This window comes from Paenibacillus sp. FW126-R14 (assembly GCF_058789495.1).
The window spans coordinates 53,356-79,127 of sequence record NZ_JBYTBS010000026.1 but is presented as its reverse complement, the minus strand read 5'-3'; the positions used below and the strand labels follow the sequence as shown (position 1 = coordinate 79,127).

Annotated in this window: 25 protein-coding genes and 1 riboswitch; of the genes, 18 read left to right on the top strand and 7 right to left on the bottom strand. The window is 49.0% G+C overall.

Annotation, left to right across the window (positions count from 1 at the left end; all coding sequences use genetic code 11):
* Nucleotides 1-63: 63 nt before the first annotated feature.
* The 6 genes from AC3WRW_RS17730 (at nucleotide 64) to AC3WRW_RS17705 (ending at nucleotide 9,193) form a co-directional block, all read left to right on the top strand.
* The gene (locus tag AC3WRW_RS17730) at nucleotides 64-1,488 is read left to right on the top strand and encodes an ABC transporter substrate-binding protein (RefSeq protein WP_492547630.1); all 1,425 of its coding nucleotides are present in this window, start codon (nucleotides 64-66) and stop codon (nucleotides 1,486-1,488) included.
* 65 nt (nucleotides 1,489-1,553) lie between these two features.
* Nucleotides 1,554-2,465 (top strand): carbohydrate ABC transporter permease, encoded by a 912-nt coding sequence (locus AC3WRW_RS17725; protein WP_492547629.1) that lies wholly within the window; start codon nucleotides 1,554-1,556, stop codon nucleotides 2,463-2,465.
* Nucleotides 2,462-3,343 carry a carbohydrate ABC transporter permease gene (locus tag AC3WRW_RS17720; protein WP_492547628.1) on the top strand — a complete coding sequence of 294 codons (882 nt, stop codon included), beginning with the start codon at nucleotides 2,462-2,464 and terminating at the stop codon, nucleotides 3,341-3,343. Before AC3WRW_RS17725 ends, AC3WRW_RS17720 begins: the two co-directional genes overlap by 4 nt.
* Nucleotides 3,344-3,460: 117 nt before the next feature.
* The gene (locus AC3WRW_RS17715) at nucleotides 3,461-5,248 is read left to right on the top strand and encodes a sensor histidine kinase (protein WP_492547627.1); all 1,788 of its coding nucleotides are present in this window, start codon (nucleotides 3,461-3,463) and stop codon (nucleotides 5,246-5,248) included.
* 89 nt (nucleotides 5,249-5,337) lie between these two features.
* Nucleotides 5,338-5,511, top strand: a riboswitch (M-box (ykoK) riboswitch).
* A gap of 327 nt (nucleotides 5,512-5,838) precedes the next feature.
* Nucleotides 5,839-8,466, top strand: a complete 2,628-nt coding sequence (gene mgtA / locus AC3WRW_RS17710) for a magnesium-translocating P-type ATPase (protein ID WP_492547626.1) — start codon at nucleotides 5,839-5,841, stop codon at nucleotides 8,464-8,466.
* Between the two features lie 25 nt (nucleotides 8,467-8,491).
* A complete protein-coding gene (locus tag AC3WRW_RS17705; protein ID WP_492547625.1) occupies nucleotides 8,492-9,193 on the top strand; it encodes an MgtC/SapB family protein in 702 nt (233 codons plus the stop codon).
* A 93-nt stretch (nucleotides 9,194-9,286) separates the two neighbouring features.
* Here the strand turns inward: AC3WRW_RS17705 and AC3WRW_RS17700 are convergent, their stop codons facing one another.
* Nucleotides 9,287-9,481 carry a hypothetical protein gene (locus AC3WRW_RS17700; RefSeq protein ID WP_492547624.1) on the bottom strand — a complete coding sequence of 65 codons (195 nt, stop codon included), beginning with the start codon at nucleotides 9,479-9,481 and terminating at the stop codon, nucleotides 9,287-9,289.
* 325 nt (nucleotides 9,482-9,806) lie between these two features.
* Between AC3WRW_RS17700 and AC3WRW_RS17695 the strand changes: the two genes are divergently transcribed.
* The 5 genes from AC3WRW_RS17695 to AC3WRW_RS17675 all read left to right on the top strand — a co-directional run bounded on the left by AC3WRW_RS17695 (nucleotide 9,807) and on the right by AC3WRW_RS17675 (nucleotide 12,417).
* On the top strand, nucleotides 9,807-10,022 hold the full coding sequence (locus tag AC3WRW_RS17695; RefSeq protein WP_492547623.1) for a hypothetical protein: 216 nt from the start codon (nucleotides 9,807-9,809) through the stop codon (nucleotides 10,020-10,022).
* Nucleotides 10,023-10,047: 25 nt separating this feature from the next.
* A complete protein-coding gene (locus tag AC3WRW_RS17690; RefSeq protein WP_492547622.1) occupies nucleotides 10,048-10,371 on the top strand; it encodes an HPr family phosphocarrier protein in 324 nt (107 codons plus the stop codon).
* Nucleotides 10,372-10,467: 96 nt separating this feature from the next.
* Nucleotides 10,468-11,475, top strand: a complete 1,008-nt coding sequence (locus AC3WRW_RS17685; RefSeq protein WP_492547621.1) for an LLM class flavin-dependent oxidoreductase — start codon at nucleotides 10,468-10,470, stop codon at nucleotides 11,473-11,475.
* A gap of 98 nt (nucleotides 11,476-11,573) precedes the next feature.
* Nucleotides 11,574-11,792 (top strand): hypothetical protein, encoded by a 219-nt coding sequence (locus AC3WRW_RS17680; protein WP_492547620.1) that lies wholly within the window; start codon nucleotides 11,574-11,576, stop codon nucleotides 11,790-11,792.
* A gap of 151 nt (nucleotides 11,793-11,943) precedes the next feature.
* Nucleotides 11,944-12,417, top strand: coding sequence for a GlcG/HbpS family heme-binding protein (locus AC3WRW_RS17675; protein WP_492547619.1), 474 nt, complete (start codon nucleotides 11,944-11,946; stop codon nucleotides 12,415-12,417).
* Nucleotides 12,418-12,464: 47 nt separating this feature from the next.
* On the opposite strand, the gene AC3WRW_RS17670 is transcribed toward AC3WRW_RS17675, so the two are convergent.
* From AC3WRW_RS17670 to kduI, 4 genes are read right to left on the bottom strand one after another with little or no spacing between them, the layout of a single operon-like run.
* The gene (locus AC3WRW_RS17670; protein WP_492547618.1) at nucleotides 12,465-13,292 is read right to left on the bottom strand and encodes a sugar phosphate isomerase/epimerase family protein; all 828 of its coding nucleotides are present in this window, start codon (nucleotides 13,290-13,292) and stop codon (nucleotides 12,465-12,467) included.
* Nucleotides 13,293-14,045, bottom strand: coding sequence for a 2-dehydro-3-deoxy-D-gluconate 5-dehydrogenase KduD (gene kduD, locus AC3WRW_RS17665; protein WP_492547617.1), 753 nt, complete (start codon nucleotides 14,043-14,045; stop codon nucleotides 13,293-13,295).
* A gap of 18 nt (nucleotides 14,046-14,063) precedes the next feature.
* The gene (locus AC3WRW_RS17660) at nucleotides 14,064-14,819 is read right to left on the bottom strand and encodes a DeoR/GlpR family DNA-binding transcription regulator (protein WP_492547616.1); all 756 of its coding nucleotides are present in this window, start codon (nucleotides 14,817-14,819) and stop codon (nucleotides 14,064-14,066) included.
* A gap of 35 nt (nucleotides 14,820-14,854) precedes the next feature.
* Nucleotides 14,855-15,688 (bottom strand): 5-dehydro-4-deoxy-D-glucuronate isomerase, encoded by an 834-nt coding sequence (gene kduI / locus AC3WRW_RS17655; RefSeq protein WP_492547615.1) that lies wholly within the window; start codon nucleotides 15,686-15,688, stop codon nucleotides 14,855-14,857.
* 174 nt (nucleotides 15,689-15,862) lie between these two features.
* Here kduI and AC3WRW_RS17650 point away from each other — a divergent pair, with 174 nt between their 5' ends.
* Nucleotides 15,863-16,018 (top strand): hypothetical protein, encoded by a 156-nt coding sequence (locus tag AC3WRW_RS17650; protein WP_492547614.1) that lies wholly within the window; start codon nucleotides 15,863-15,865, stop codon nucleotides 16,016-16,018.
* A 721-nt stretch (nucleotides 16,019-16,739) separates the two neighbouring features.
* Here AC3WRW_RS17650 and AC3WRW_RS17645 read toward each other — a convergent pair.
* Nucleotides 16,740-17,612, bottom strand: a complete 873-nt coding sequence (locus tag AC3WRW_RS17645; protein ID WP_492547613.1) for an AraC family transcriptional regulator — start codon at nucleotides 17,610-17,612, stop codon at nucleotides 16,740-16,742.
* 178 nt (nucleotides 17,613-17,790) lie between these two features.
* Here AC3WRW_RS17645 and AC3WRW_RS17640 point away from each other — a divergent pair, with 178 nt between their 5' ends.
* Nucleotides 17,791-18,630, top strand: coding sequence for a phytanoyl-CoA dioxygenase family protein (locus AC3WRW_RS17640; protein WP_492547612.1), 840 nt, complete (start codon nucleotides 17,791-17,793; stop codon nucleotides 18,628-18,630).
* A 22-nt stretch (nucleotides 18,631-18,652) separates the two neighbouring features.
* Here AC3WRW_RS17640 and AC3WRW_RS17635 read toward each other — a convergent pair whose 3' ends face one another.
* Complete coding sequence (locus AC3WRW_RS17635) at nucleotides 18,653-19,861, bottom strand: aspartate aminotransferase family protein (protein WP_492547611.1); 1,209 nt, start codon at nucleotides 19,859-19,861, stop codon at nucleotides 18,653-18,655.
* A 223-nt stretch (nucleotides 19,862-20,084) separates the two neighbouring features.
* Between AC3WRW_RS17635 and AC3WRW_RS17630 the strand changes: the two genes are divergently transcribed.
* The 5 genes from AC3WRW_RS17630 to AC3WRW_RS17610 all read left to right on the top strand — a co-directional run bounded on the left by AC3WRW_RS17630 (nucleotide 20,085) and on the right by AC3WRW_RS17610 (nucleotide 25,741).
* Complete coding sequence (locus tag AC3WRW_RS17630; protein WP_492547610.1) at nucleotides 20,085-20,996, top strand: AraC family transcriptional regulator; 912 nt, start codon at nucleotides 20,085-20,087, stop codon at nucleotides 20,994-20,996.
* Nucleotides 20,997-21,103: 107 nt separating this feature from the next.
* Nucleotides 21,104-22,609, top strand: coding sequence for an alpha-glucosidase/alpha-galactosidase (locus tag AC3WRW_RS17625; RefSeq protein WP_492547609.1), 1,506 nt, complete (start codon nucleotides 21,104-21,106; stop codon nucleotides 22,607-22,609).
* A 138-nt stretch (nucleotides 22,610-22,747) separates the two neighbouring features.
* Complete coding sequence (locus tag AC3WRW_RS17620) at nucleotides 22,748-23,065, top strand: cupin domain-containing protein (protein ID WP_145657127.1); 318 nt, start codon at nucleotides 22,748-22,750, stop codon at nucleotides 23,063-23,065.
* An 85-nt stretch (nucleotides 23,066-23,150) separates the two neighbouring features.
* On the top strand, nucleotides 23,151-24,995 hold the full coding sequence (locus AC3WRW_RS17615) for a sensor histidine kinase (RefSeq protein ID WP_492547608.1): 1,845 nt from the start codon (nucleotides 23,151-23,153) through the stop codon (nucleotides 24,993-24,995).
* Nucleotides 24,996-25,000: 5 nt separating this feature from the next.
* Entirely contained in the window at nucleotides 25,001-25,741 is a 741-nt protein-coding gene (locus tag AC3WRW_RS17610; protein WP_492547607.1) for a response regulator transcription factor, read from the top strand.
* Nucleotides 25,742-25,772 lie beyond the last annotated feature (31 nt).

Below are 25,772 nucleotides of genomic sequence, written 5' to 3'. Positions count from 1 at the left end.
CCCTTATAATCGAAATTGTAGCAGCACATGAAAGATTACATGATTTTGAAAGGGGAACCAAAGATGAGAGGTAAAAAGACATCCGCAATCAGTGCAATCGCGCTGACGGTCCTATTGGCAGGATGCGGCACGCAAACCGCTACAACGAGCACGCCAAGCACTAGCCCAGCCGCTAGCACGGCAGTCAATGCGCAAACCGCAGCGCCTGCCGCCAAAAAGGTGACCATTACCGCCCAAGGCTTCAAGCCGGACCAGAAGGAAAAGAACGATCAGCTGGATCAACGGATCGCCCGCTTTAAAGCGAAAAACCCGAACGTTGAATTCAAGAAGGATGACTGGCAGTACAATCCGCTGGAAATCGGCATCAAAATGGCTTCCAACAGCGCTCCAACCGAGTATACGACGTATGCAACCGAAGGCAAAGTACTCGTTGACAAGAAATGGGTAGCGGACATTACCGATTCAATGAATGCGTGGGAACATGCGAAAGATATGAATGATCTTCTCTCCAAACCTTTTGTGGTGAATGGAAAAACGTACGGCGTGCCGATTGACGGATACGTAATGACCATTACGCTGAACAAAAAGCTGTTTAAAGATAAAGGCGTAGAACTGCCGCCAATGGACTGGACATGGGACGATCTGCTCGATGCGGCAAGAAAAATCAATGATCCGGCCAAAGGCATCGCAGGTTTCATCCCCATGGGAAAAGGCCCGGAAGCAGGCTGGAACTGGACGAATTTCCTCTATGCGGCCGGCGGGGATGTGCAGAAGCTTGATGGCGGTAAAGTCGTCGGCATTTTCAATTCGGACGCGGGCTTGAAAGCGCTTGAATTTTATAAAAAGCTGAAAGACGAGAACTTGATTCCGCAAAACTGGGCGCTCGGCTATGGCGACGCATTAAGCGCCTTCTCACAAGGACGCGGCGCGATGGTTATGTGCGGAAGCGGCAATGCGGCAGATACGGCGATTAACGAAGGCGGTATTTCCAAAGAGGATATGGTCGTCTATCCAATGCCCGCTTTGACCAAAGGCGGCAAGCATACGGGGGTTCTCGGAGGCAACTACCGCGTAATCAATCCGAAGAGCGACAAGGATCAGCAGGCTGTTGCTTTCAAATGGATCACAGATGAGTATTTCACGGACGATTTCTTAAACTCCACGAAAAAAGAGATCGAAGACCGTAAAACGAAAAACCGTGTCTACATCCCGCAGCCGATCAACTACTGGAAAGATTCCTCCGATTTCGGTAAAAAGTACACCGATCTGTTAGCTAAATACGACAACGTTTTCAAATACGATCCGCAGCTTCTCAGCCTGTGGGACGGCAAGCCGGAAGCGCAGTATGAAGCGCAAAAATACTACACAGAGATGGCCAACGTGATCCAAAAAGTGTTCACAACCAAAGATGTAGATTTGAAAAAGGCTTTAAGCGATGCGTCGAACAAAGTGCAAACGGAAGTGTTTGATAAAGTGAAAGTCGAATAGTGACCGGATCGATCGGATCTAAGCCGCCTCGCGGTTTAGGTCCGATTTCATAAGGAGTGTTGGAGATGGATGCAGAATTACATGTACAGCCTGTGGCAGCGGCAAGCTCCGTAAAGAAGAAAATCAACTGGTATCTATGGGGGACTATATTTATCGTCCCGGAGATTGTGTTCTTTATTATTTTCTTGTGGGTGCCGATTATCAAAGGCATTTTCTACAGCTTTTACAATATTGATTTCGTGGATGGCAACCATTTTATTGGCTTGGCCAACTATGTGAGTATTTTTCATGATGAGCTGCTCCTTATATCTGTCAAAAATACGTTGTATTATATGGGCCTCGGTATCGTGCTTGGCTTCTGGGTTCCGCCGCTCGTTGCCATCGCTGTCTCGGAATTGAAATGGTTTCAGGGGGGAGCGCGCATTATCGGATACCTGCCAAGTGCGATTCCCGCTATCGTTCTGTACGGGATGTGGCAGTGGTTCTACGATGCCGTAGGTCCGATCAATTCCTTTTTACAAACGCTGGGTCTACCCAAACTGGAATTTTTCAGCCCGAAACTGGCCATGGGTTCCATCGTCTTGCTGGAAACATGGCAGAGCTTCGGAGCAGCGACGCTCATCTATATCGCGGCAATCGTCGGGATTCCGAGGGACATCTACGAAGCGGCTGAGATTGACGGAGCCAGCGTATGGCAGCGAATCCGCTACATCACGCTGCCGAGTATCCGAACCTTGATGCTGCTCCTGCTTCTTCTGCAGGTAATCACTACGTCACAAGGCTTCCAGGCGCAATTGTCCATGACGGACGGCGGGCCGAACAATGCGACGCTAACGTACCTGCTGTGGCTCAATCACACGGCATTCCGCGATCTTGACTTTGGCAAAGCGAGTGCCATGGGCAGCTTGATGTTTTTCGTCTTAATCTTGTTGTCCGTGTTATATAATCTGCTGCAGCGTAGAGGTGAGAAGGCATGAAGCAAGAAGAACGCGGCATTATTTCCAGATATGATATGAAAAAAGGCACCGTGCGCACGGGCTACACCACCATGGTGCTGTTGATGCTCTTGCTGGGAGCGACGATGCTGTATCCTTTTTTCGATACGTTCTTTGGGTCGCTGAAAACACGCGAGGAATTTTTTGCTTTTCCTCCGACCTTTTTCCCGGAAAACTGGATCTGGAGAAACTATAAGGATGCTTTTACCGGATTCGACCTGCCTTTGTTGACCTTTCTTAAAAATACCGTGTTCATCTATATCGGCAACGTGGTCGTTTCGCTGCTGCTGATCGGATTGGCGGCTTACGCGCTGTCGCATTTAAGAGTGCCGTTCAAACGCTGGGTGACGCTGTTTTTCTTTTCTACGCTGCTCATTCCGCCGGCTACGTACATCGTCCCGAACCTGCTCAACCTGAAAAGCTTGGGCATGCTGAATACGTATTGGGCCTTCTGGCTGCCGGCTGCGGCGAACGCTTACTTCATGCTGCTGCTCAAAAACTTCTTCGATGGCATTCACAAAGAAATATTGGAAGCCGCAAGGATGGACGGGGCAAGCGAGTTCAGCTCCTTTATCCAAATAGCGGTTCCGCTTTCCACTCCGATCATCGGTACGCTGTTGATGCTGTCTTTTTCGGCGACGTGGAACGATTTCTATTGGCCTAGTCTTGTGATGACGGAAAGAGGGATGTACCCGCTCGCAACAGGCATCTATTTGTATGTGGTGTACCCGACATCGGTCATTCCGTGGAGCGTCCGTTTTGCCGTATTGACGATGGCGATGCTGCCGCCGGTGGTGTTTTTCCTCATTTTTCAAAAATTTATTATTCGCGGCATCTCGGTTTCCAGTGTGAAAGGGTAGCGAAGAACGTCCATCAGAAGCTATTTCTGGTGGCGTTTTCTTTTGCCTAAAGGAGAATGTCCCCGCGATCGCGAAACTAAGACGAAATGGAAGGGCTGGAAAGGAAGGAAAATCAGTATGCGTAAAATGCTGCGTAATATGAATCTGATGAAAAAGCTGATCGTCCTGCTTATCTTATTCGTCGTCATTCCCATATTGGTCTTGGATTTGGTCGTCGCGAAGAAGCTGGAGTCCATTACAGAAGAGCAGGTGGGAAATGCGCTGCTGCAGCTGGTGCGGGGAAGCCACTTAACATTAGACAGGGAAAGCAGCGATTTCGAGGAAAAAACGGAGAAAATCATGATCTCCCAAGAGATTCAACAGCTCGTCAGCATCCCTTCATCGTCGGAATATGAGCGGTTTGAAATCTTTAAGACGCTTGATAAATATTTAAGCAATTATTCAACGAATGCGATTCGTTATTCCATGTTCTTTTCAGATACCGATAAGCAGTATTCCTTTGTGCCGAATTCCGATATTTTAAACAACGGCATTTTTTATGCAACGGATTTGAATGCGCTCTCCTGGTATAAATCGGTTAGTCAAGCTAAGGGGAAAGGTGTGCTTCGCGTTATCGATAAGTTCGGCTTCAATCCGAATAGCGTGCAAACCGTTGCCTACCTGCGGCAGCTCAACAGCATTTATAACGGTGAAACCGTCATCGGCTACCTGCTTGTGTCGGGAATCGAGACGCCTTTGCAGCAGGATTTCTCGCCGTTTGACAAGTATGCGGATGCCCAAGTTATGCTGCTGGATCAAGAGAATACGGTGCTCGCCACCAACACGGAGAAATTCCAAATCGGCTCCACAATGCCCGTTGATGCGGATAAAGTGGAGGGGGTTTATAAGCTGAAAGAAGGCGGCGTGGAGTATATGCATGTGCTTCATACCAGCGAAGTTACGAACACGAAGCTGCTGATGCGGGTTCCCGTGCAATCGATTATCATCGATCACATCTCTGTGCAGCGTCTGGTGGATTGGATCATGTTTATTTATTTCTTTATTTTAATTTTGGCGAGCATGTATTTTATTCAATCGATTCTGAAGCCGATTTCGCGGCTGGCGCGCATTACGAACTCCTATCATCCCGGCAGGCCGCTGGCGATCTCCATGCATTCGGAGAGCAAAAACGAGATCGTGCTGCTGAGCAATCATTTTATCCGGATGACCGACCGTTTAAATCAAACGATTTATGATCAATATGAGCTGGAATTAAAGCATAAGGAAATTGAATTGTCGATTCTCCATACGCAAATTAATCCGCATCTCCTTTATAATACGCTGGAGTCTGTCTACTGGCATACGTTTATGGAAGGGGCGGCGGAGTCGGCTGAAATGATTAAGGATTTGTCGCTCATTATGCGGATCGGGCTAAGCAAAGGAAAGCTGTTGATTCCGGTGATGGAGGAAATCAATCATGCGGAGGCGTATGTACGGTTGCAATTGTTCCGGTACGAGTACGCTTTTCAGGTGCATTGGGACATTGAAGAGGATGCGAAAAAGTTTCTCGTGCCGAAGGTCATACTGCAGCCCATTATTGAGAATGCGATTCTGCACGGCATTAAGCATATGAGCCAAGACGGAGAGTTATGGATTAAGGTGCGAAGCCGCGATGGTCTTGTCATCATCAGTGTCGAGGACAACGGTTACAGGCAGGCCGATATCGACATGTTGAATGCGATTCTGCAAGGGAAAGAAAGCAATCGGGGCTTCGGAATTATCAACGTTCAAAAGCGGATTCAGCTCCACTTCGGGGGCAGTTACGGCTTGCATTACAGCCATCGGGAAGATCAAGGCGTACGTGCCTGGATTGAGATCCCGGCGATTCTCGATGAGCATGAATGGAAGCAGCCCCCCAGCCGTTGAGACGATCTCAGGATGAAGAAAATTTTTGTTCGTAGAAAAAAAGTTGTTGACACATTCCTGAATATGAGTGTAGTATTCTCATGTAAAACATATGACCTCGTTAGGTGAGGCTCCTATACAAACATAGGCCACTGCCCGGAAACATCGAAAGATGCCAATGGGTAGAACAGGAACTGCCGGATTAAGGCTTTTCATAAGGTGGCTAAGAGATATCGGATCTCTTTACGTTGTATAGTGCTAAAGCTCGACTAGGGGGAACGGTTAAGTGTCTTTTTTGCGCGCTTATTTATGATCCCTCTAGGTGAACCTAGAGGGATTTTCATTTGAAAAAGGGGGGATTCACATGGACAGTAGTCCGAGTAGGCGAAGAATAACATATGTACGGAATTATCCTGTGAAGAGCAGGAACTCGTTTGCTTCGATCCCCCATAACCTTAAAATTTACAAATTTATCCATTATTTACATAAGGGTAAGTTTATTTAAGTGTGTCCATGTACGGATTGAATGAAATAGAACGGGTTCCAAAGCCAACGGCTCTCCTCCTGGGAGAGCTTTTTTGTGTCCAAATACGACGGTGGAGGAATAACCAATGAAAAACAACAAACGGAATGACCAAACGAATCAAGAAATAACAAATCGTCTTATTAAGATGTCCATTTGCGACAAAGAGGATTTAATGGAGGAATTGGCAGCTTCCTATGAGGGCTTAAAAGATTCAGAGGTTAAAGAAAAGCTGAACAAATACGGGAAAAATCAAATCGCTCATGAAAAGCCGCCAGTATGGTACGTGCAGCTGTTGTTATGCTTTAAGAATCCGTTCATTCTTATTCTTTTGGCATTAGACATTTTTGCAATTTTTACGGATGATACGGTAGGTCAACTCGTACTTAGCTTAATGATTGCGATTAGTGTACTCATAACATTTACCCAGGAATTCCGTTCCATGCGGGCCGTTGAGAAGCTAAAGGCAATGGTAAGAACAACCGCCACAGTGACTCGTAACGGATCGAAGCAGGAGATTGATATGGATCAACTTGTTCCAGGGGATATCGTCCATCTGTCTGCAGGCGACTTAATTCCAGCGGACGTCAGGCTGCTAACCTCCAAGGATCTTTTTGTCAGCGAATCCTCCCTTACAGGAGAGGCTCTTCCTATGGAAAAGCAGGATACGAGCTTGACCAAGCTTCATAAAACAAAGCTGCCCAGGCACGCCAATGCACTTGAGCTTGACAACATGTGCTATATGGGTACGAATGTCGTTAGCGGCACGGCTATGGCTGTTGTGATATCTACAGGAGCTTCAACTTACTTTGGGTCGATGGCCAAAATATTGACCGGCACGCGTCCTCTGACAAGTTTTGATAAAGGTGTCAACAGCGTCTCCTTTCTCCTTATCCGATTTATGCTGATTATGGTTCCGATTATCTTCTTTATTAACGGCTTCACCAAAGGGGACTGGTGGGATGCATTACTGTTCGGCATGTCCATTGCCGTTGGTCTGACACCTGAAATGCTTCCTGTTATCGTTACTACAAACTTAGCCAAAGGCGCCTCCGTCATGTCGCAAAACAAAGTAGTCGTTAAACGGTTAAATGCGATCCAAAATTTTGGGGCGATGAATATTCTTTGCACGGATAAAACGGGGACGCTCACGCAGGATAAAATCATTCTCGAAAAATATATGGACATTCATGGCAATGAAAATTTGAAAGTGCTCGAATACGCTTATTTGAACAGCTTTCATCAGACTGGACTTAAAAATTTATTGGATGTTGCGGTATTGGAACATGTAGAACTGACAGATGTTCTAGGAGCTGAAAAAAATTATAGCAAAATAGATGAAATCCCATTTGATTTTAACCGCCGCCGAATGTCTGTCGTACTGGAGAAAAGCGGCAATGGCCATGTGCTCATTTGCAAAGGAGCTATGGAGGAAATTCTCAGTGTTTGTTCCCATGTGTTAGATGACGGTGAGCGCCTGGAGCTTACGCCTCAAATGACGCTAAGGGCTCAGCAGCTTGTGCATGAATTGAACAATGACGGACTCCGTGTAATTGCCGTTGCCGTCAAAACGCTTAACCCCAAAAATGATCCTTACGGAAAACAAGATGAGACGAATCTTACGCTTGTTGGCTATGTCGGGTTCATAGATCCGCCGAAAGAAACAGCGAAGACAGCTATTCAGGCATTAAAACAAAACGGCGTAGAGGTCAAAGTATTGACTGGCGATAACGCAGCCGTTACTCGCAAAGTGTGCAAAGATGTCGGCCTTCATGTAAGTAAAATTGTGTTAGGAAGCGAAATCGACCGTTTGAACGATGAACAGCTTGCCGATCTAGCTGAGAAAACAGCGGTTTTCGCTAAATTAAATCCGTTACAAAAATCCAGAATCGTTAAGGCGCTGCAGTCCAAGGGTCATACGGTTGGGTTTATGGGAGACGGGATCAATGACGCAGCAGCTTTACGCGATGCAGATGTAGGCATTTCAGTAGATACCGCTGTCGATATCGCCAAAGAGTCTGCGGACATTATTTTGCTTGAGAAAAGCTTGATGGTTTTGGAAGCGGGTGTTATCGAGGGGCGTTTAACGTTCGGCAATATTATTAAGTACATTAAAATGACAGCCAGTTCGAACTTCGGCAATGTCTTTAGTGTCATGGGTTCCAGCGCGTTTCTGCCCTTTCTCCCGATGCTGCCTATTCATTTGCTTATTCAAAACTTGTTCTATGATATCTCACAGTTGTCGATTCCTTGGGATCGAATGGATAACGAATTTTTAAAGAAGCCAAGAAAATGGGATGCAAAATCTGTGGGAAGATTTATGCTCTTTATCGGTCCTATAAGTTCCATTTTCGATTATGCCACGTACTTCCTTATGTATTTTGTTTTTGCTGCCAATACAGTTGAAAGTCAGTCTTTGTTTCAATCCGGATGGTTTATTGAAGGTTTATTATCCCAAACGTTAATCGTTCATATGATTCGCACTGAAAAAATCCCATTTATTCAAAGCAGAGCCAGCATGCCAGTTCTGTTATTAACAAGCTTGATTATCCTTGCAGGCATATTCATTCCATTCTCCGCGTTCGGTTCCAGCGTTGGCTTACAACCGTTGCCGCTTTCCTACTTCCCTTGGCTCGCAGCGATATTGCTGAGCTACTGCTTCCTTACGCAGGCCATCAAGAAATGGTATATTCGCAAATTTAACGAGTGGCTCTAAAAGAAATGATTAAGAGGTGATACAGATGACCATAGCATTGATCTTGAAACTTTTTTTAGCATTATGTTTTGGACTTCTAATCGGCATTGACAGACAAATTAAACAAAAACAGCTTGGGTTGCGACCATGTATGGTCATCTGTATGGCCAGCTGCTTAATCACGATTGTTTCCATTCATGCGTTTGATAAATTTGCCGGCGCCAATCATCCCAATATGGACCCGATGCGCTTAGCCGCGCAGATTGTGAGCGGTGTCGGTTTTATTGGCGCCGGGGTCATTTTGAGAAGAAGCAACGAAGTCATATCCGGTCTAACCTCCGCGGCTTTGATTTGGGCGGCATCGGCAATAGGAATTGCAGTCGGTGCCGGATTTTACTGGGAAGCGGCCAGCGGTGTTGTTCTCTTGATCATTGCCGTCAATGCCGTGCCCTATCTGATTAAAATCGCCGGACTAAACAATTTGAACAGACATGATGTCGCCGTCAAAATCGTCGTGAAACCCAACTACAGAATGACGGAATTAATCCAGACCATTGAGCGCAAAAATACGGGGAATAGCAAATCTACGGAATATAAGTTGCGGCACATGAAGCTTAGAGATTTAGACAATGGAAACCAGCAGTTGGATTTAATATTGTCCGTGCCTGAAGATCAGTATACAACGGAAATTTATTATTATATTAAAAAAATTGAAAATGTCATGACGGTAGACGTGGATCAGCTGTGATGAACCGGGCACTAGTTGTGCTGCATAAAGAACCTAACGGCAAGTATACCGCTAGGTTCTTTTGCCTGCGAAGCAAGTTTGCTATGGTTAAGTTTAGTTTTGAGGCAAACCAAATTCGGTATCTGTTGACGCGTTGTGATCGGTAATTTCCACATATTGATCGACTGTATCCAGAACTTGACTCAGCTGCCAGCGGCTGAAAACCACATGGTCTGAAGAAATGGCATTATAGGTGCTCTCTTCTTTGCAAATTTTAAAGCCTCGGTAATTCTCATAAATGGTTCTCATTGAGATCTCTCCCTCGCTTTGATGTATATCTTAAACTATCATTAAACGCCAATTTTTGGTAGAGGTGCAAATTGAGAGATATTGTCTATTTCTGGCTTTTATTATTCAAAATTGATTAATCCTTACGTATCGCCTCTGAAATAAACAAATCGTATCGATTTGGAGGCGGTTGACAAATCGTAAGCGTCAGTGTTAATATACAAACAACAAGTTAATTCATAGTAAACTTATTGGAATTTAATGAAATCTAATTCTGACCGGAAAACCGGAAGCGTGGATGCTGAGTCCATGCTTTTTTATTTTATGAAACGGAGGTTTTGCTGTAATGAATCGTACAAACATTTCGTATAATGACGTCCCTGTCGTCGTGAACTTGGTGGGAACGGATCATAAGCTGATCCCGTCCTTGCTGACTGCGTTAAAGCACAACAAAATTACGTTAAACGCGATTCAAAATCCGCCGCTGCAAATCGATCTGTTCAGCTCTGAAGCGCATCTTTACTCCGAAGAAGGAGACAAGTACCGGATTCCGATTTTTTAAAAGACACAACAAGGAGGAGAACATCTTGAAAATTGAGTGGTCATTTGAAATGTATCGCCCTTGGACGATCGAGCAGGTTTTGAATTTCGTCGCGATGGCCAGCCGCTATTCGAGCCAAATTTATGTAGGCTCCAAGGGGGAGATGCTGAATGCCAAAGGACTGTTGGGCGTCGTGACATTAAGCCTTTCGCTTGACGCGCACGAAACGATTCGGCTGCTGGTTGAAGGAGCGGATGCGCAGGAAGCATTCACAACGCTATCCGTGTTTTTGCAAAATGAAGAGCGGCGTCAACGTATTTACAGATTGCCGTCTTCCTATACGCTAAAGCGTTCCCGGGTAGCGCAATAAAAGAATTGTTGCAAACAGTCAAGAGCTCGCAGCTTGGCTGTTTTTTTTGCTATTCTGTGCTTGTTTGTGTTACAGTTAGTGCAGAGGTGATCAACGATGTTGAAATTGGGTATTTTGGACCAATCACAAATAGGGGAAGGCCGCACAGCGGCACATGCGCTGGCTGAAACGACGGAGCTGGCCCAAGAAGCAGACAAATTAGGATACACCCGGTATTGGGTATCGGAGCATCACGCCTCGCAGGCGCTCGCCCACTCAAGCCCGGAGGTGCTTATCGCACATTTGGCCGCCAAAACGAATCGGATACGATTAGGATCGGGCGGCATCATGCTTCCTCATTACAGCGCCTATAAAGTAGCTGAAAATTTCCGCTTGCTGGAGGCGCTGCACCCGGGGCGGATTGACGTCGGACTCGGACGGGCTCCCGGCGGGATGCCGATATCGACGCGCGCGCTGCAAGAGGGGAAATACACGAGCGTAGACCAATATCCGCAGCAGGTTGCTGACCTGACGGGGTATTTATATGATTCGCTTCCGGCGAATCACCGTTTTGCAGCCTTGCACGCATCTCCGGTCATTTCAACTGCACCGGAAATTTGGCTGCTCGGTTCTTCCTACGACAGTGCCCGGATTGCCGCGGATCAAGGGGCTGCTTTTGGCTTTGCGCAGTTTTTTGGCAATGCGGATTGCGAACAGGCTTTGCGGATTTATCGCGAGCATTTCAAGCCGTCGATTTTGAACGAACAAGCTCATTCGCTAGCGGCGATTATGGTTATTTGTGCGGATACGGAAGAGGAGGCGAAGCGTCTGGCTACAAGCACGGATTTGTTTTTCCTGTCGCTTGGCCGCGGCGCATTGCTGCCGTCTTTTCCATCCGTTGAAACAGCGATGAATTATCCCTACACACCGGGGGATTTGGCTTTGATCCAAGATCGCCAGCATAAGCGGATCGTCGGCACGCCAGAGCAAGTGAAAGCGGAAATGCTTAAGCTGAATGAGGCCTATCAGGCCGATGAGATCATGGTTGTGTCACCTATTCATGATGTGGCGGCGAGAATACATTCGTATCGATTGCTTGCGGAAGTGTTTGAACTGAAGGGGTAATGAATTTGCATGCCTGCTGAATCGTCTGCCATTTCTCCGTAATTATTTGCGTTTTTCTCCTCTTGCCATTACACTTAAACCAAAAATGGAGTGGTGAAATGAGCAAGAACAGAGTTTGGAATAAGGGAAAACGGAATGGCGGCGGTGGGCCGGCACCTGGAACGGGTTATAAGGAGAAGCTGGCTGCGGCGGCGAGGGAAGAAGGCAAAAACCCGGAGATTGATTATAACAACCCCATTAATCAAGTTCGCCCAATGAAACGCGATAATTGGGTGGAGCGGCCTGCCCGCGTCGTTCGGGTACAACCTAACAAATAAGTGCAAAAAAGCCTATTCGGACTTGTGACAAGCCGGATAGGCTTTTTTGTCTTCGCGAACATAAACGCTGCGCATTTCCATATGAATGGAAAGAGGAGATTCACGAATCACGTCATCATGTGTCGACAAGCAGCAGGGAGGGGAACTATGCATGAAGTCGGTTTTGAAGCTGGAGCTTGAAGAAGCGCGGGTTATGATTGCGGCAGGCATACAAGCCGCTATAGAGGCTAATGCGGCAGAAACGATATGCATCGTAGACGATGGCGGCTATGTCATCGCCTTGGAACGCATGAATGGCGCTCGCAACACGAGTCCTGAAATGGCGATGGCGAAAGCTTTTACAGCTAGCGGTCACCGGCGCTCGACGCATTTGTTCAATCAGCCCGGAGGTCCGGCGACGATTCATGGCGAGGCGTTTGGCATACATGCCATGATGCCCGGAAAGTTTGCCATTTTTGTCGGAGGATTCCCGATTGTCGTCAATGGCTGTGTTATTGGGGGAGTCGGTATCAGCGGAGGAGCCGGCGAGGATGACATTGCCGTAGGCGTCGCGGCGCTCAAGGCTTTGCAGTGTTATTTAGGCGATGAATATGAAGTGATGACCGGTCCTGATATCAAAAAATAAAACAAAGCCCCGGATCTCCCCCAAAAAGGGTGAACGGGGCTTTTTAATTACATAAGACTTCTTACATATTGAACGGTGCTGTCAATGGTTTCATCCGAAAGCTGTTCCAAAGAAATGTCGATGCCCGGTTTAGCCCGGTGGAGTTTGTCCAGGAACGATTGGGTTTGGAAAATGCCTTGTCCGGAGCGTACTGCTTCCAGCTTGCCGTCACGAACGACAACATCCTTCAAATGAGCAAGAACGATGCGGTCCCCGAAAGCTGCAAAGGATCCAGCCAGGAAATCTTCTTGATCTTCAACGGCAGCAGGAGGAAGCAGGTTCACAGGATCAAAGACAACCCCTAAGCAGCTTGACGGGATTTCTTCCATGATGCGTACCATTTTTTCTTTGCTGGATAACGTGTGAGTGAAAACGGGCTCAAGTCCGATGTGAACGCCCCAGCGCTCCGCTTCCTCGGCCAGCTCCTCAACCGTTTCCCTGAGCAGTTCCCAACCGATAGCCTCATATCGCTCTGCATCTTGCGACAGGTATGTCGTCAAGTCGGCCGTTTCTGTGGCGACAATGGACGTTCCGAAATCTCGGGCGTACCGCAGGTGCTCTTTGAACCGGTTGATTTCGTAGCGCCGCTGCTGCGGATCCGGGTGAATCGGATTGATATAGCAGCCAAGAACGCCAATGCGGATACCGGCGCGCTGGAACTGTTCGCCGATATGATTGGCGAGACCTGGACTAAGCTTGCCCAGGCTTGTGTCGATATCGCTGATGGCTTTGCTGAGAGCCAGTTGTACGAAGTCAATGCCTCGTCCGCTTAGCTTCTCTGTTAATTGGTTCAGTGGAAGATGGCCGACGGCATGAGCTAGCGTACCGATACCCATTTATCTCGCCATCCATCCGCCGTCCACGCATAGTACGTGACCGTTCATGTAATCGGAAGCGTTCGAAGACAAGAACACAACAGGTCCTTTCAAATCTTCCGGCGAGCCCCAACGTCCTGCCGGGATACGCTCTGTAATGGATTGCGTGCGCTTCTCGTCTTTCAGGATTGGCGCTGTGTTATTCGTCGTCATGTAGCCTGGCGCGATAGCGTTGACTTGGATGCCTTTGCCTGCCCATTCGTTCGCCAAAGCTTTCGTAACGCCTGCGATCGCATGCTTGCTTGCCGTATAACCCGGCACATTGATGCCGCCTTGGTAAGTCAGCATGGAAGCGATGTTCACGATTTTGCCGCTGCCGCGCTCGATCATATGACGGCCGATCAATTGGCACAGGAAGAAAGCGGAGTTTAAGTTCAGGTCGATGACGTCGTGCCAATCTTGACGCGCATGATCGACAGCCGGCGTGCGACGAATGATTCCGGCGTTGTTCACCAGAATATCGATGCCGCCGTAAATGCCGACAGCTTTATTAACGACATCCTCAAGGATGTCTTCGTTGCTTAAATCCGCTGCGATCAGCTCAGCTTTACCGCCTAATGCACGGATCGCTTCAACCGTTTGCACGCTTTCGGAAGAGGATACGGCAATGACGTTAGCGCCGGCTTCGGCCAGACCGATAGCCATCGCTTGGCCCAGGCCGCCGGAAGCTCCGGTTACGAAGGCTGTTTTTCCTGCTAAATTAAAAAGTGTCATGAAAGATACTCCTTTTCACTAGTGAGTGACGATTTGAATGCCGGCGTCACGGTACTGCTTGGCCGTTTCTGCGGGCAGGTTGCTGTCGGTTATAATCATGGCGACTTCAGATAAAGAAGCGAACGTGCGTAAAGCGCACTGGCCGAATTTGTAATGGTCGGCGACGCCATAGACGGTTGCGCTGGAGGCGATCAACGCCCGTTTGTAATCGGCGTGATCGCTCGTATAAATCGTAAAGCCGTGCTGAAGATGAACGCCGGTTGCAGAAATGAACGATTTCTGAATGTTAAGCGAATTAACATAAGCAACGGCCTCAGGGCCGACAAGCATGTTCCGGGTTCTGTACCCGCCGGGAACAACAAGCCGGATTTCTTCCTTATGAAGGAGCTCGGAAATAATGTATACATCATTGGTCACAACCGTAAGCGGCTGATTGTCCAGCCGCCTGGCAATTTCAAGCGTTGTGCTGCCGCCGTCGAGGGCAATGATGTCCCGCGGTTGAATGTACCGCAGAGCGATCGTCGCGATTTCCGATTTTTGATCGGCGTGTTTGACAATCGGCTCTTTCGCCGAGAGAATGCCAAGCTGATCGCTTTGGGCGAGCATGGCGCCGCCATGAATGCGGACGAGCAGCCCTTTTTCCTCCAGCTTGGCCAAGTCTTCACGTATTGTTTTGCCTGTGACATCCAGTCGTTCGCTAAGCTCGTTAACGGTAACTTCTTTCTGTGCCAGGAGTATTTCCATAATGGTTTCGTACCTGCGTAAAGGATTCATCGATGATCATCACTTTCCAAAAGAGAGATTACCGATTATTTTAAATCTTTCATAGCCACGGCGTCCATATCGTCGAACATTTGATTTTCGCCGGCCATGCCCCAAATGAATGTGTAGTTGTTTGTGCCTACGCCGCTGTGGATGGACCAGCTTGGGGAAATGATAGCTTGCTCATTGCGCATAACGACGTGACGCGTTTGTTGCGGCTCGCCCATCATGTGGAAAACAACCGCATCTTCCGGCATATCGAAGTAGAAGTAAACTTCGGAACGGCGGTTATGCGTGTGAGAAGGCATTGTGTTCCACATATTGCCCGGTTTCAGAAGCGTCATCCCCATAACGAGTTGACAGCTTTGAATGCCGTCCAAGTGGATGTATTTGTAGATTGTACGCTCATTGGACGTATTGATGCTGCCCAGGTGAGCCGGAGTAGCTTCGCTAATCGCCGCTTTTACCGTTGGGTATGTTTTGTGAGCTGGCGTCGAGTTGAAGTAGAATTTAGCAGGCTCATCTGCATTATCGCTGGCAAATGTAATATCCTTCGCGCCAAGGCCGATGTAAATGCAATCCTTGGAATCCATGGTGTACGCCGTGCCGTCAACCGTAATGGTGCCGCGGGCGCCAACGTTAATGATCCCGATTTCGCGACGCTCTAAGAAGTAATCAGCCGCCATTTCTTTCTTGTCCGCTTGCAGTTGAAGCGTGTTTGTCGTCGGAAGCACGCCGCCGATGATAAAACGGTCAACGTGGGAATATACCAGTTTAATTTCGTTCGGCGCAAACAAAGCGTTGATTTGGAACTCGGCTTGCAGGCGCTCTGTGTCAAATTGTTTAACTTCATTCGGGTGTGATGCGTAACGGATATCCATGTGATAATCGCTCCTCGATATGGTTTATTTGTGTTGATATAGGTTCATATAGGTTTAATTTACTCCAAACATGAGGATTAAGCAAGAGTTTTCGGCAGATGGCTCCGATCCGCCCCGAGTGGGTGAATAAAGGGAGACGATTAAGGAAACAACAAGCCTACAGGAGGTTAGCTTATGGATAAAAGTCATTATTTCGATCACGTCTGCAACGACACAATTCCGACTAAACCGGACGAAGAAGATACAACGCCGACAGATATGGTGAGTGAAGCGGTCGAGGAAATTATGGACAATGTTAAGAACGCCTTTTCGACGGGCGATCGGGAGTAGAGAAAAGGACGAGGCAGGTTTCTGCTTCGTCCTTTTTTCGTGTTCGATGAAGGGGGGAGTTTTTTGTTTGCTGCTCGGCGCCTAGTAAGAAATAACCCCGTCGAATGTCGCAGATATTCAACAGTGGCAGTCTTACACCGCCAAATGTCGCTGATATTCAACAGCGACAGTCTCACCCCGTCAAATCTCGCTGATAACGCGCTCTTTAACAAGCTAAACGACCGAGGGGGGATTGCTCCCCCCGAGTATCCACTCCCGCACATTCCGGTCGGCCGTGTGCGTCCCGCCGGAGGGAACTACAGTGCGCTATTTCTGCGGAAATAGCGTATTTGCGCAAGTAGGGGGAACTATGGTCCGTTATTTTGCCGAATTGGCTGAAATTCCGCCAAATACGCAGAAATAAGGCCTTGTAGTTCCCCTTTAGTAGGGGATGCTCCGCTTTTCGGTGAAATAGCGGCATGTAGTTCCTCAAAGGTGCAGTGTGGTATCTCAACCTCTGCTAGAAGGTCGAATTTCCACGCATAGCTAATTTCATCAGCAGCAACTGAAAACGCGCTCTTTAACAAGCTAGACTACCGAGGGCGATAGCCCCCCACCACGCATCTCCACCACGCATCCCCACCGCTCATCCTCACCACGTATTCTCTCCCGCACATCCCCGTCGGTCATGCGCCTCCCGTTATTTCTGCGAAACCAGGCCATTTTGCGCAAACGATGGGACCTACGGTCCATGGTTTTGATACACCCGCCATTGCACAGGCGTCATGCCGATAATGCGTTTAAACACGGTCGCAAAATGTTGCGAAGAGGCGTACCCTAATGCGTTGGCGATTACGGTCACCGAAGCGGAGCTTTCAGAAAGCAAGCTGCAAGCTTTTCTGATGCGCATTCGCTCGATATAGACCATCGGAGGCAGTCCCGTATGCGACTGAAATGTTCGAAAAAAGTGGGACGGACTGACCCGGACAAAGCCGGCCAATTCTTCAATGTCAGGCCGCCACTCAGGCTCATCCTCGATGCGGTGAAGAAGCAGGTTGAATTGATCTGCGAGATCGTCCGCGAGCGAAATCATTCTTTCATTCGGCTGCACGATGGCGAGCAGCAGTCCCAGCACAGCTTCCCGTATGGAGGAGGAACGCAAAGGGTTGCTGCTGTTGATGGCGTCGCCCAGCTTGCGGAAGCCTTGAACGGCTTGCAGGCCGAGATGCCTAACTCGCGGGAGCGCCTGCATGGCGCTGTGGAAGCATGCGCTTTCGTTGGCGGGAAGCCGGAGCCAATCCCCCGCATGGGGAGGCGTCACGATGAACCACCAGAACCGGCTTGGTTCTATCACGTTGAACCCGCCGCGATGCAGCTCGCCCGGGCACGTATGAAAGACATCGCCAGCTTTGGTTTCATAGGCTTGACCGTGCAGCTCCCAGCTTGCTTTGCCGCGTTCGACTAAAACAAACTCATACCCGTCATGCTTGTGATAGGAGAGGGGCAGCGCCGACCTGATCTCGTCGAAGCCGAAAAGGATCAGTTCCGGAACATCCGGAATCGCTCCTTGAATAGCAGCGTCATAGGTCCACCGGGGACTTTGTTTGGCAGTCACAGATAAAATCTCCTTTGTCCATGCATGTGTTTAATTCTCTTCTTTTCATGTTTTTAATTATCTTCAATCATGTTCTCAATCATCTTCTATGTTTCTCATACTACTCAGCAGATCCGTGAACGTCAATGCACGGAGAAATCCGTATGATGAAAGCAAGACGAAGAAGGAGGCATGTTCAATGACTACACAAGCAGAAAGAACTTACAAGATTACAGCTCAGGATAAAGAGGTGTTCGAGCGGGACGGCTATTGGATTTCGCCAAAGCTTCTGGACGATGGCCAAATTCAGCGGCTGCGCGAAGCGCATGAAAGAGTATGGGCCGGCGATTATGACGGGGACGGACTTCCGATGAACCATTACCGGCCGAGCCCGAATCCCGACGCCCTGCGCAAGCTGGACAACGGCTGGTGGATTAATGACGAGATTCGCCGTACGGTCACGGATCCGTTGATTGGCGAGCTCGCAGCCGATTTGCTGCAGACGGATGAAATTCGCCTGTGGCACGACCAAGTCATCTATAAGCCGGGAATCGGCGACAAAATGACGTCGTCAGGCAATGTAGGCTGGCATCAAGATTACGGGTATTGGCAGTGCTCCAGCAATGCGAACATGGTGACCGTATGGATTGCGCTGCAGGACACGGATCTGAGCAATGGCGGTATGATGACGATCGTTGGTTCGCATAAGTGGGGATTGATCCCGGATAGCGATTCGTTCTTTAATACAAATATGGAAGAGCTGAAGAACAAGTATGCGGACGGACGCGAGTGGGTGGAGGAGCCCTGCATCTTAAAGGCAGGGCAAGCCAGCTTCCACCACGGACTTACGTTCCACGGGTCCGGCGCGAATACGACGCACGAGCCGCGGATGTCGGTCGTTGCCCATCTGATGCCCGGCGGCACAGCCTATCGGGCAGGTATTCAGCGGCATGACAATATCCGGCTGTTGGGACCGCGCCCGCAGCAGGGTCAGCCTTTTGCGAACGCTTATTTTCCGGTTTTGTTCCAGCGGGCATAACGTCGGTCACGAAATTTGCGGATCAGCTCCGAAAGAGCTGATCCATCACCATGCACAGCTTGCTCATCATTTCATCGATCTCAGCTTCCGTAACAATCAAAGCCGGCATCAAGCGGATCGTGCTCGGACCCGGGGAGTTAATAAGCAAGCCTGCCTGAAGGCAAGCGGCTGCAAGCTCCGCTCCGCGCGGCTTCGGAAGATCGAAGGCAAGCAGCAGCCCTCTGCCGCGGATATGCGTAATTCCAAAGCGCTCTTGCACGTCATGCAGCTTGTTCAGCAAATACTGGCCTCGCTCAGCGGCTTGCTGTGGAAGCTTGCGCTGCAAAACTTCGCCTACGACAGCAAGGCCGACTGCCATGGCAAGCGGGTTGCCGGTATAGGTTCCCCCTTGATCTCCTGCTTCAAAAAGGTTGTACGCCTCTTTCGCAAGCATCGCGGATAACGGAAAGCCGCCGCCAATCCCCTTAGCAAGTGTGAGCACATCCGGCACAACACCGTAATGCTCATAAGCGAACATCGCTCCTGTCCGTCCCAGCCCCGTTTGGACCTCGTCAAACATAAGCAAAATGCCGTTCTCATCACAAAGTCTACGAAGCTCCTGGATGTAGGCGGGACTAGCTTCATAAACACCGCCTTCTCCTTGAGTAAGTTCTAATAAAATAGCGCACGTATTCGGATTCATGGCTTGTTTCACGGCTTCAATGTCATTGAACGGCACTTTCACGAAGCCGGGCATTTGCGGGGCGAACATGCGATCCCAGCCGATTTTTCCGGTTGCGGCGGTAGTTGCCAAGGAACGGCCGTGGAAGCTGCGTGTCGTTGTCATAATCTCGTAAGCTCCGCCTTTGCGGACGGCGCCATACTTGCGAGCAAGCTTGATCGCACTTTCATTCGCTTCAGCCCCTGTACTGCCGAAAAAGACGCGTTCCAATCCCGACAACGACGTTAGCAACCGGGCGAATTCAAGCATCGGCTTGTTATAGAAGCCTGGACTTGCATGGATGAGTTTGCTTGACTGCTCCAGCAGCGCATCGCTAATGACTTTGGGAGAGTGTCCTAAGGAGGTAACCGCCCAACCGCCGATAAAATCCAAATATTTGTTGCCGTCCGTATCCCAGATATACATCCCTTCGCCATGCTCCATCACGACTTGAGGCCGGTTCGCAATAAATAAAATAGCGTCATTCGCCGCTGCCAGCAATTCTTCCGTTGATGTTTTTACCCTTGTCATTTGAGCACATCCTTTTCAATTAATATAAGAAATAATGAATAATTATACATATTAATGTATTTTTATTCAACTCATAAATAGGCACGATTGTCCATTTTCAAAAGAACCCTCCAATCCCTTGCTCGGGGGAGGATTTTCTTTTCATGAACAGGCGGTTACAATGACTTTAGGAGTAACCAGGGCGTCCACACCGGGATGTTCTTTTGAAGGAAAGGAGCCGCCTATGCTTGAGAGCGCATCGTTATTTCCGGCTCTTATGACGGAAACGAACGGCCATCCGCACGTGATGGCGTATTATTTTAAACAATGGCAAGGCTTTGATATGCCCTTTCACCGGCATGATGCTACAGAAATTATGTATACGATTCAGGGCTTTTGCGAGGTCGAAATTCAAACCCAGACGTTGCATATCGAGAAAGTTTCCCTCAAAAAAGGCGAATTCATTATCATCAATGCCAATGTCCCCCATCGATTGATCGTCGGCGCAGCCAATCCGTGCAGAATGCTGAATGTAGAGTTCCGGTTCGCGCCGAATAAGGGCGTGTTTCCCTCTATTCAGCAGCTGGCTGCCGAAGATAACCTGCTGATCTCCCTGCTGGAATCCGAAGCTCCTTATTTGGTGCTGCGGGATGGGGACGAAGTCTATCATATTATGAAAAGTTTGGTGCTTGAGCTGGATAAAGCGGCTGCAAGAAGCGAATTGATGGTGCAGCTGCTCATTGCGCAGTTGTTGATTCGTATCGCACGGTTATGGCGGGAAGCGGTGAATAGCGGCGAGGCGCAAAGCGAAAGGTATGTCAAGATTTCGATAGAATATTTGCATCAGAACTATGACCGGGATATCCAAGTGAAGGATATTGCTGCGGCTGTTAATTTGCATCCGGGTTATTTGCAGCGGATTTTCAAATCGCTTACAGGCCAGACGCTAATGGCGTATTTAACCGTTATCCGAATGGAAAAAGCCAAAATGCTGCTGCTTGAAACGGATGTGCCCATTTCCGGAATTTGCGATTATATCGGGGTTGGAAGCCGGCAGTATTTTCATATGCTTTTCAAGGATTATACGGGTCTGACTCCGACGGATTTCCGTAAAACGATGCATGCGGAGCGGTGGAATTATCCGGAAAGAAGTTAGAATTTTTGACAAAATCGCTGCGATAAAGTTAGAAATTTGGTAACGTTTTCTCTTCTGTGCTTGATATAATGTGAAAGGTAGAGCATAGGAGAAAGAAGGCGGTAAACATGTCATTTAAAGTGGCTTTTATTGGAGCAGGAAGTATTGGATTTACACGCGGACTACTGCGGGATTTATTGTCGGTTCCTGAGTTTCGCGATATTCAGGTCGCTTTTACAGACATTCATCAGCATAATTTGGACATGGTCACGGAGCTGTGCCAAAGGGACATTTTGGAAAATGGCCTGAACATACAAATTCAAGCGAGTACAGATCGCCGAGAAGCTTTGAAAGACGCGAAGTATGTACTATGCACGATTCGTGTAGGCGGTCTGGAAGCTTTTGCCACCGATGTGGATATTCCGCTCAAATATGGCGTCGATCAGTGTGTCGGGGACACCTTATGTGCCGGAGGCATAATGTACGGTCAGCGCGGAATATCGGAAATGCTTCGCATTTGCGCCGACATCCGCGATGTGGCTTCGCCTGATGTGCTGCTCTTAAATTACGCGAATCCGATGGCGATGCTGACTTGGGCTTGCAACAAATACGGCGGGGTGCGGACGATCGGGCTATGTCACGGCGTGCAGCACGGGCATCGTCAAATTGCCGAAGTGTATGGCCTCAAGAAGGAAGAAGTCGACATTATTTGTGCAGGGATCAATCACCAAACTTGGTATGTGCAAGCACGCCATCAAGGCAGGGATCTGACGCAAGGTTTGCTGGAGGCGTTCGAGAACCATCCGGAATTTGCCCGCACGGAAAAAGTGCGCATCGATATGCTGCGCCGGTTCGGCTATTACAGCACGGAATCGAACGGGCATCTGAGCGAGTATGTGCCTTGGTACCGGAAGCGGGCCGGCGAAATTCAAGACTGGATTGACATGGGAAGCTGGATAAACGGCGAGACCGGCGGCTATCTGCGCGTTTGCACGGAAGGGCGGAACTGGTTCGAAACGGATTTCCCGAATTGGATGAAGGAGAAGGCTATGGTTTACTCGGCTGAAAAACGCAGCGAGGAGCACGGCTCTTATATCATCGAGGGGCTTGAAACGGGCCGTGTGTATCGCGGGCACTTCAACGTGGTGAATAACGGCGTCATTTCGAATCTGCCGCATGATGCAGTCATTGAAGCGCCGGGCTATGTGGATGCCAACGGCATTTCGATGCCGGTTGTCGGGGACCTGCCGCTCGGACCTGCCGCCGTGTGCAATGTCAGCATTTCGGTGCAGCGCCTTGCTGTTGAAGCGGCGGTGCGCGGGGACGATAAGCTGCTGCGTCAAGCTTTTATGATGGATCCGCTCGTTGGCGCCGTCTGCAATCCGAAAGAAATTTGGCAGATGGTGGATGAGATGCTCGTTGCTCAAGAGAAGTGGCTTCCGCAGTACGGCTCTGCGATTGATGAGGCCAAACAACGGCTGGCCGCAGGCAGCCTCATTCCGACCCGCGATTACGAAGGCGCAGCGCGCCTGAAAGTAAAAACCGTGGAAGAAATGCAGCAGGACCGTGAAGCCGCCAACAAAAATGCAGGCGAGGCAGACAAAGGGAAAGATCGCGCTGCCGTCTCATCATAAGGAGATTTCCTTTCGTTCGTTTGTTTTCAAGTATGTTCATTTGGGTTCTTTTGGGTTATAATCAAATCAGGAAGTGAAGGACCGCTTGCGGTCCTTTTTCTTTGAATAGGATCGTTTAATTGGAGAGGGGAAAGTCAGATGTCGAATATTGGCGTGTGGGAGCCGGCTGAGCCGGGCGTTAAACGCTGCATTTTGAAAGCTGAAGTCGGGCTTATGATGATGGAAGTTCACTTTGAGCCAGGGGCGGTAGGGTATCAGCACAGCCACGTGCATGAACAAATGTCCTATTGCTTAAAGGGCAAAATTGAGTTTACGATAGATGGTGTTGTGACGGTTATCGAACAAGGCCAAACGGTTTATATTCCGAGCGGAGCGCAGCATGGCGTTACGGCTCTAGAAGCATCTGCCTTGCTGGATGTCTTCACACCGATTCGTGAAGATCTTGTGAAACGTTAACCAGTTGCTTTCCGCAGCTGGTTTTCTTTCTTCTTATTTTGAATGCGTTTACATAGCGGTGGAGAAGGGGGCTTGGGGACTGGATATGCGGAGAAAAGGCCGCCAGACATGGATTTGGTTTTACCGTAGTTTGTTTTTGCGCGATCGTCCGCTGACCGTTAAGCTGCTCGTTTACTCGGCCATGCTGGTCGTCATTCCGCTGCTTGTTGTCGGTCTCATTTCGTATCAGAAATCGTCGGAAGTGCTGCGCGAGGAAGCGCGATTAAGCAACGAACAGATTATTGAGCAGGTAAAGCTGCACATCGAATACTATATCAGGGATTTTGAAATCGACTCGATCCGGATGCAAAATCACCCCTCAATGCAGCAGTTTCTTCGCATGACGAGCGAGGATGAAGTGAGAAGCTCGGGCATCCGCGAGCCGATGATGCAGTTGTTGAAAGATACCGCCTACTCCCGCTCGGACATTTCCCGGATCATGCTGATTATGGAGAATCAAACCGTGCTGGACACGAGCATGAACAAAAATGTGACCCCTGCCCTGCAGCTCGTCCGGGAGCCATGGTTTGACAGCGTGCCTTCCAACAGCGATATTATGCTGATCATTCGTCCGCCTTCCGAGCGTTATGAACTGGAGGATATGCCGGTTCTTTCGATTGTGAAGCGATTGGTCAGTCCCAATACGCTCGAACCTGTTGCGACCCTCATCATGGAACTGAATTTCAAGCGCATCCAAGAGATTGCTGAGCGTGTAACGATCGGCAGAACGGGTTATTTATCAATTCTGGACCCTGACGGAAGGTATATTTATTCCCCGGAGTACGCCGATATCGGGCATATGGCGGAGTGGGATCAACTGGACTATATCATGCAGCGGGAGAGCGGTTCTTATCAAGCGCAAACAGGGGATCGGCCATTCTATACGTTCAGCCGGTCGTCGTATTTGAACTGGAGGCTCGTCACGGCCATTCCTGAAGGCGAGCTGACGCGCGGTTCGCAGTATATTCGGCAAACGATTTGGTGGACGGTAGCGGTTACGCTCGTTATCGCTTATTTAATCGGCATTGGCTTTGCGACCAGCATCGTTCGCCCGGTGCGGGCTTTGCAATATTTTATGAAGCGGGTAAAAGAAGGAGATTTTCAGGCTCGGGCGGACATCGAATCGAAGGATGAGATCGGACAACTGACGAACGATTTTAATAAAATGGTGGAAAAGCTGCAAGTCTTGATGGGTGAAATTTACTACTCCCAGCTTCGGGAGAAGGATCTGCAGCTCCGCCAAAAGGAAACCGAGCTCAAAGTGCTCCAATCCCAAGTGAATCCCCATTTTCTCATGAATGCATTGGAGACGGTAAGAGGCATGGCGCTGGAAAAGGATATGACCGATATTTCCGTGTTAGTCGCTTCCCTGGCCAGGCTGCTGCGCTACAATTTGAATCATGCGGGTGCGACGAGCACGGTCCAGCAGGAGATTCATATCTGTGAAATGTATTTGCGGATACAGCAGTACCGTTTTGAAGAGAAGCTCAGCTACGAATTTCAAATTCCGCAATGGGCGGAAAGCCAATGGCTTGCCAAGTTTGCGCTGCAGCCCTTGGTGGAAAATTGCGTGATTCATGGCATCGAGACGAGCGACCAGCCTGTTCATATCATCATATCCGCCAAGCTGTTGGATGAACATCAATTCGTGATCGAAATTCAGGATACCGGGATGGGAATTCCGGCGGAAAGGCTTCGTGCCTTGCAGCTCGATTTGCTGCAGAAGGATATGGTGGCAGCTGTATCTCAGATTGGAATTGTGAATGTACACCGGCGCATTTCGTATTTATTTGGAGAAGCATACGGTTTGGAGCTTGAGAGCAGCGCCGGCGCCGGGACTACCGTTAGCTTGAAACTGCCGCTGGGGCTCTATATCCGGGAAGGAGCGTAGTCACGATGTACAAAATCATTCTTGCCGATGATGAAAAATGGGTCCGGGTTGTGCTGCGCAAGGCGGTGGAGCAAACGAAGCTTCCCGTTACGATTGTGCAGGAATGCGCGAACGGCCTGGAAGCTTTGGATGCGGTGCGAAAGCATGAGGCGGATCTCGTTATTTCCGATGTGAAAATGCCGATTATGGACGGCATCGGGCTGGCGGAACAGATGGCTGGCATGAAGGCGAATCTGGTGCTTGTCAGCGGGTTTGACGATTTTCATTTCGCCCAGAAAGCGATCCGTTACGGGGTCAAAGATTATTTGCTCAAGCCGGTGGAAATGGAAGCGATGGCCGATTGCTTGGAACGCTGGATACAAGGCAGGGCGATGCTGAGAGAGGCGATGGGGAGCGATAGGCTTACGGCAGAGACGGCTGAATTGTCCGTGATCGAACAAGTGCAGCAGTTTGTTGCCGCTAATTTAGCCAAGGATATTGCGCTAACGGATGTGGCTGCATTTGTTCATTTGAATCCCAGCTACCTGAGTCAACTGTTCAAGCAGCAAACCGGGGGCAAGTTCGTGGACTATGTCATCGAAATGCGGATAGAAGAAGCCAAGAGGCTGCTTGTCAAAACCTCTTTGCGCGTCTTCGAAGTCGCGGAAAGGCTCGGGTATGGCGATATTGCTTATTTCAGCAATACGTTTAAAAAGCTGACGGGGAGCTCTCCTTTGGAATACCGGAAAAGTGGCGGGAAGCCGTAAAAGACAAAAGGAACCTAAGATGGGCTTAGGT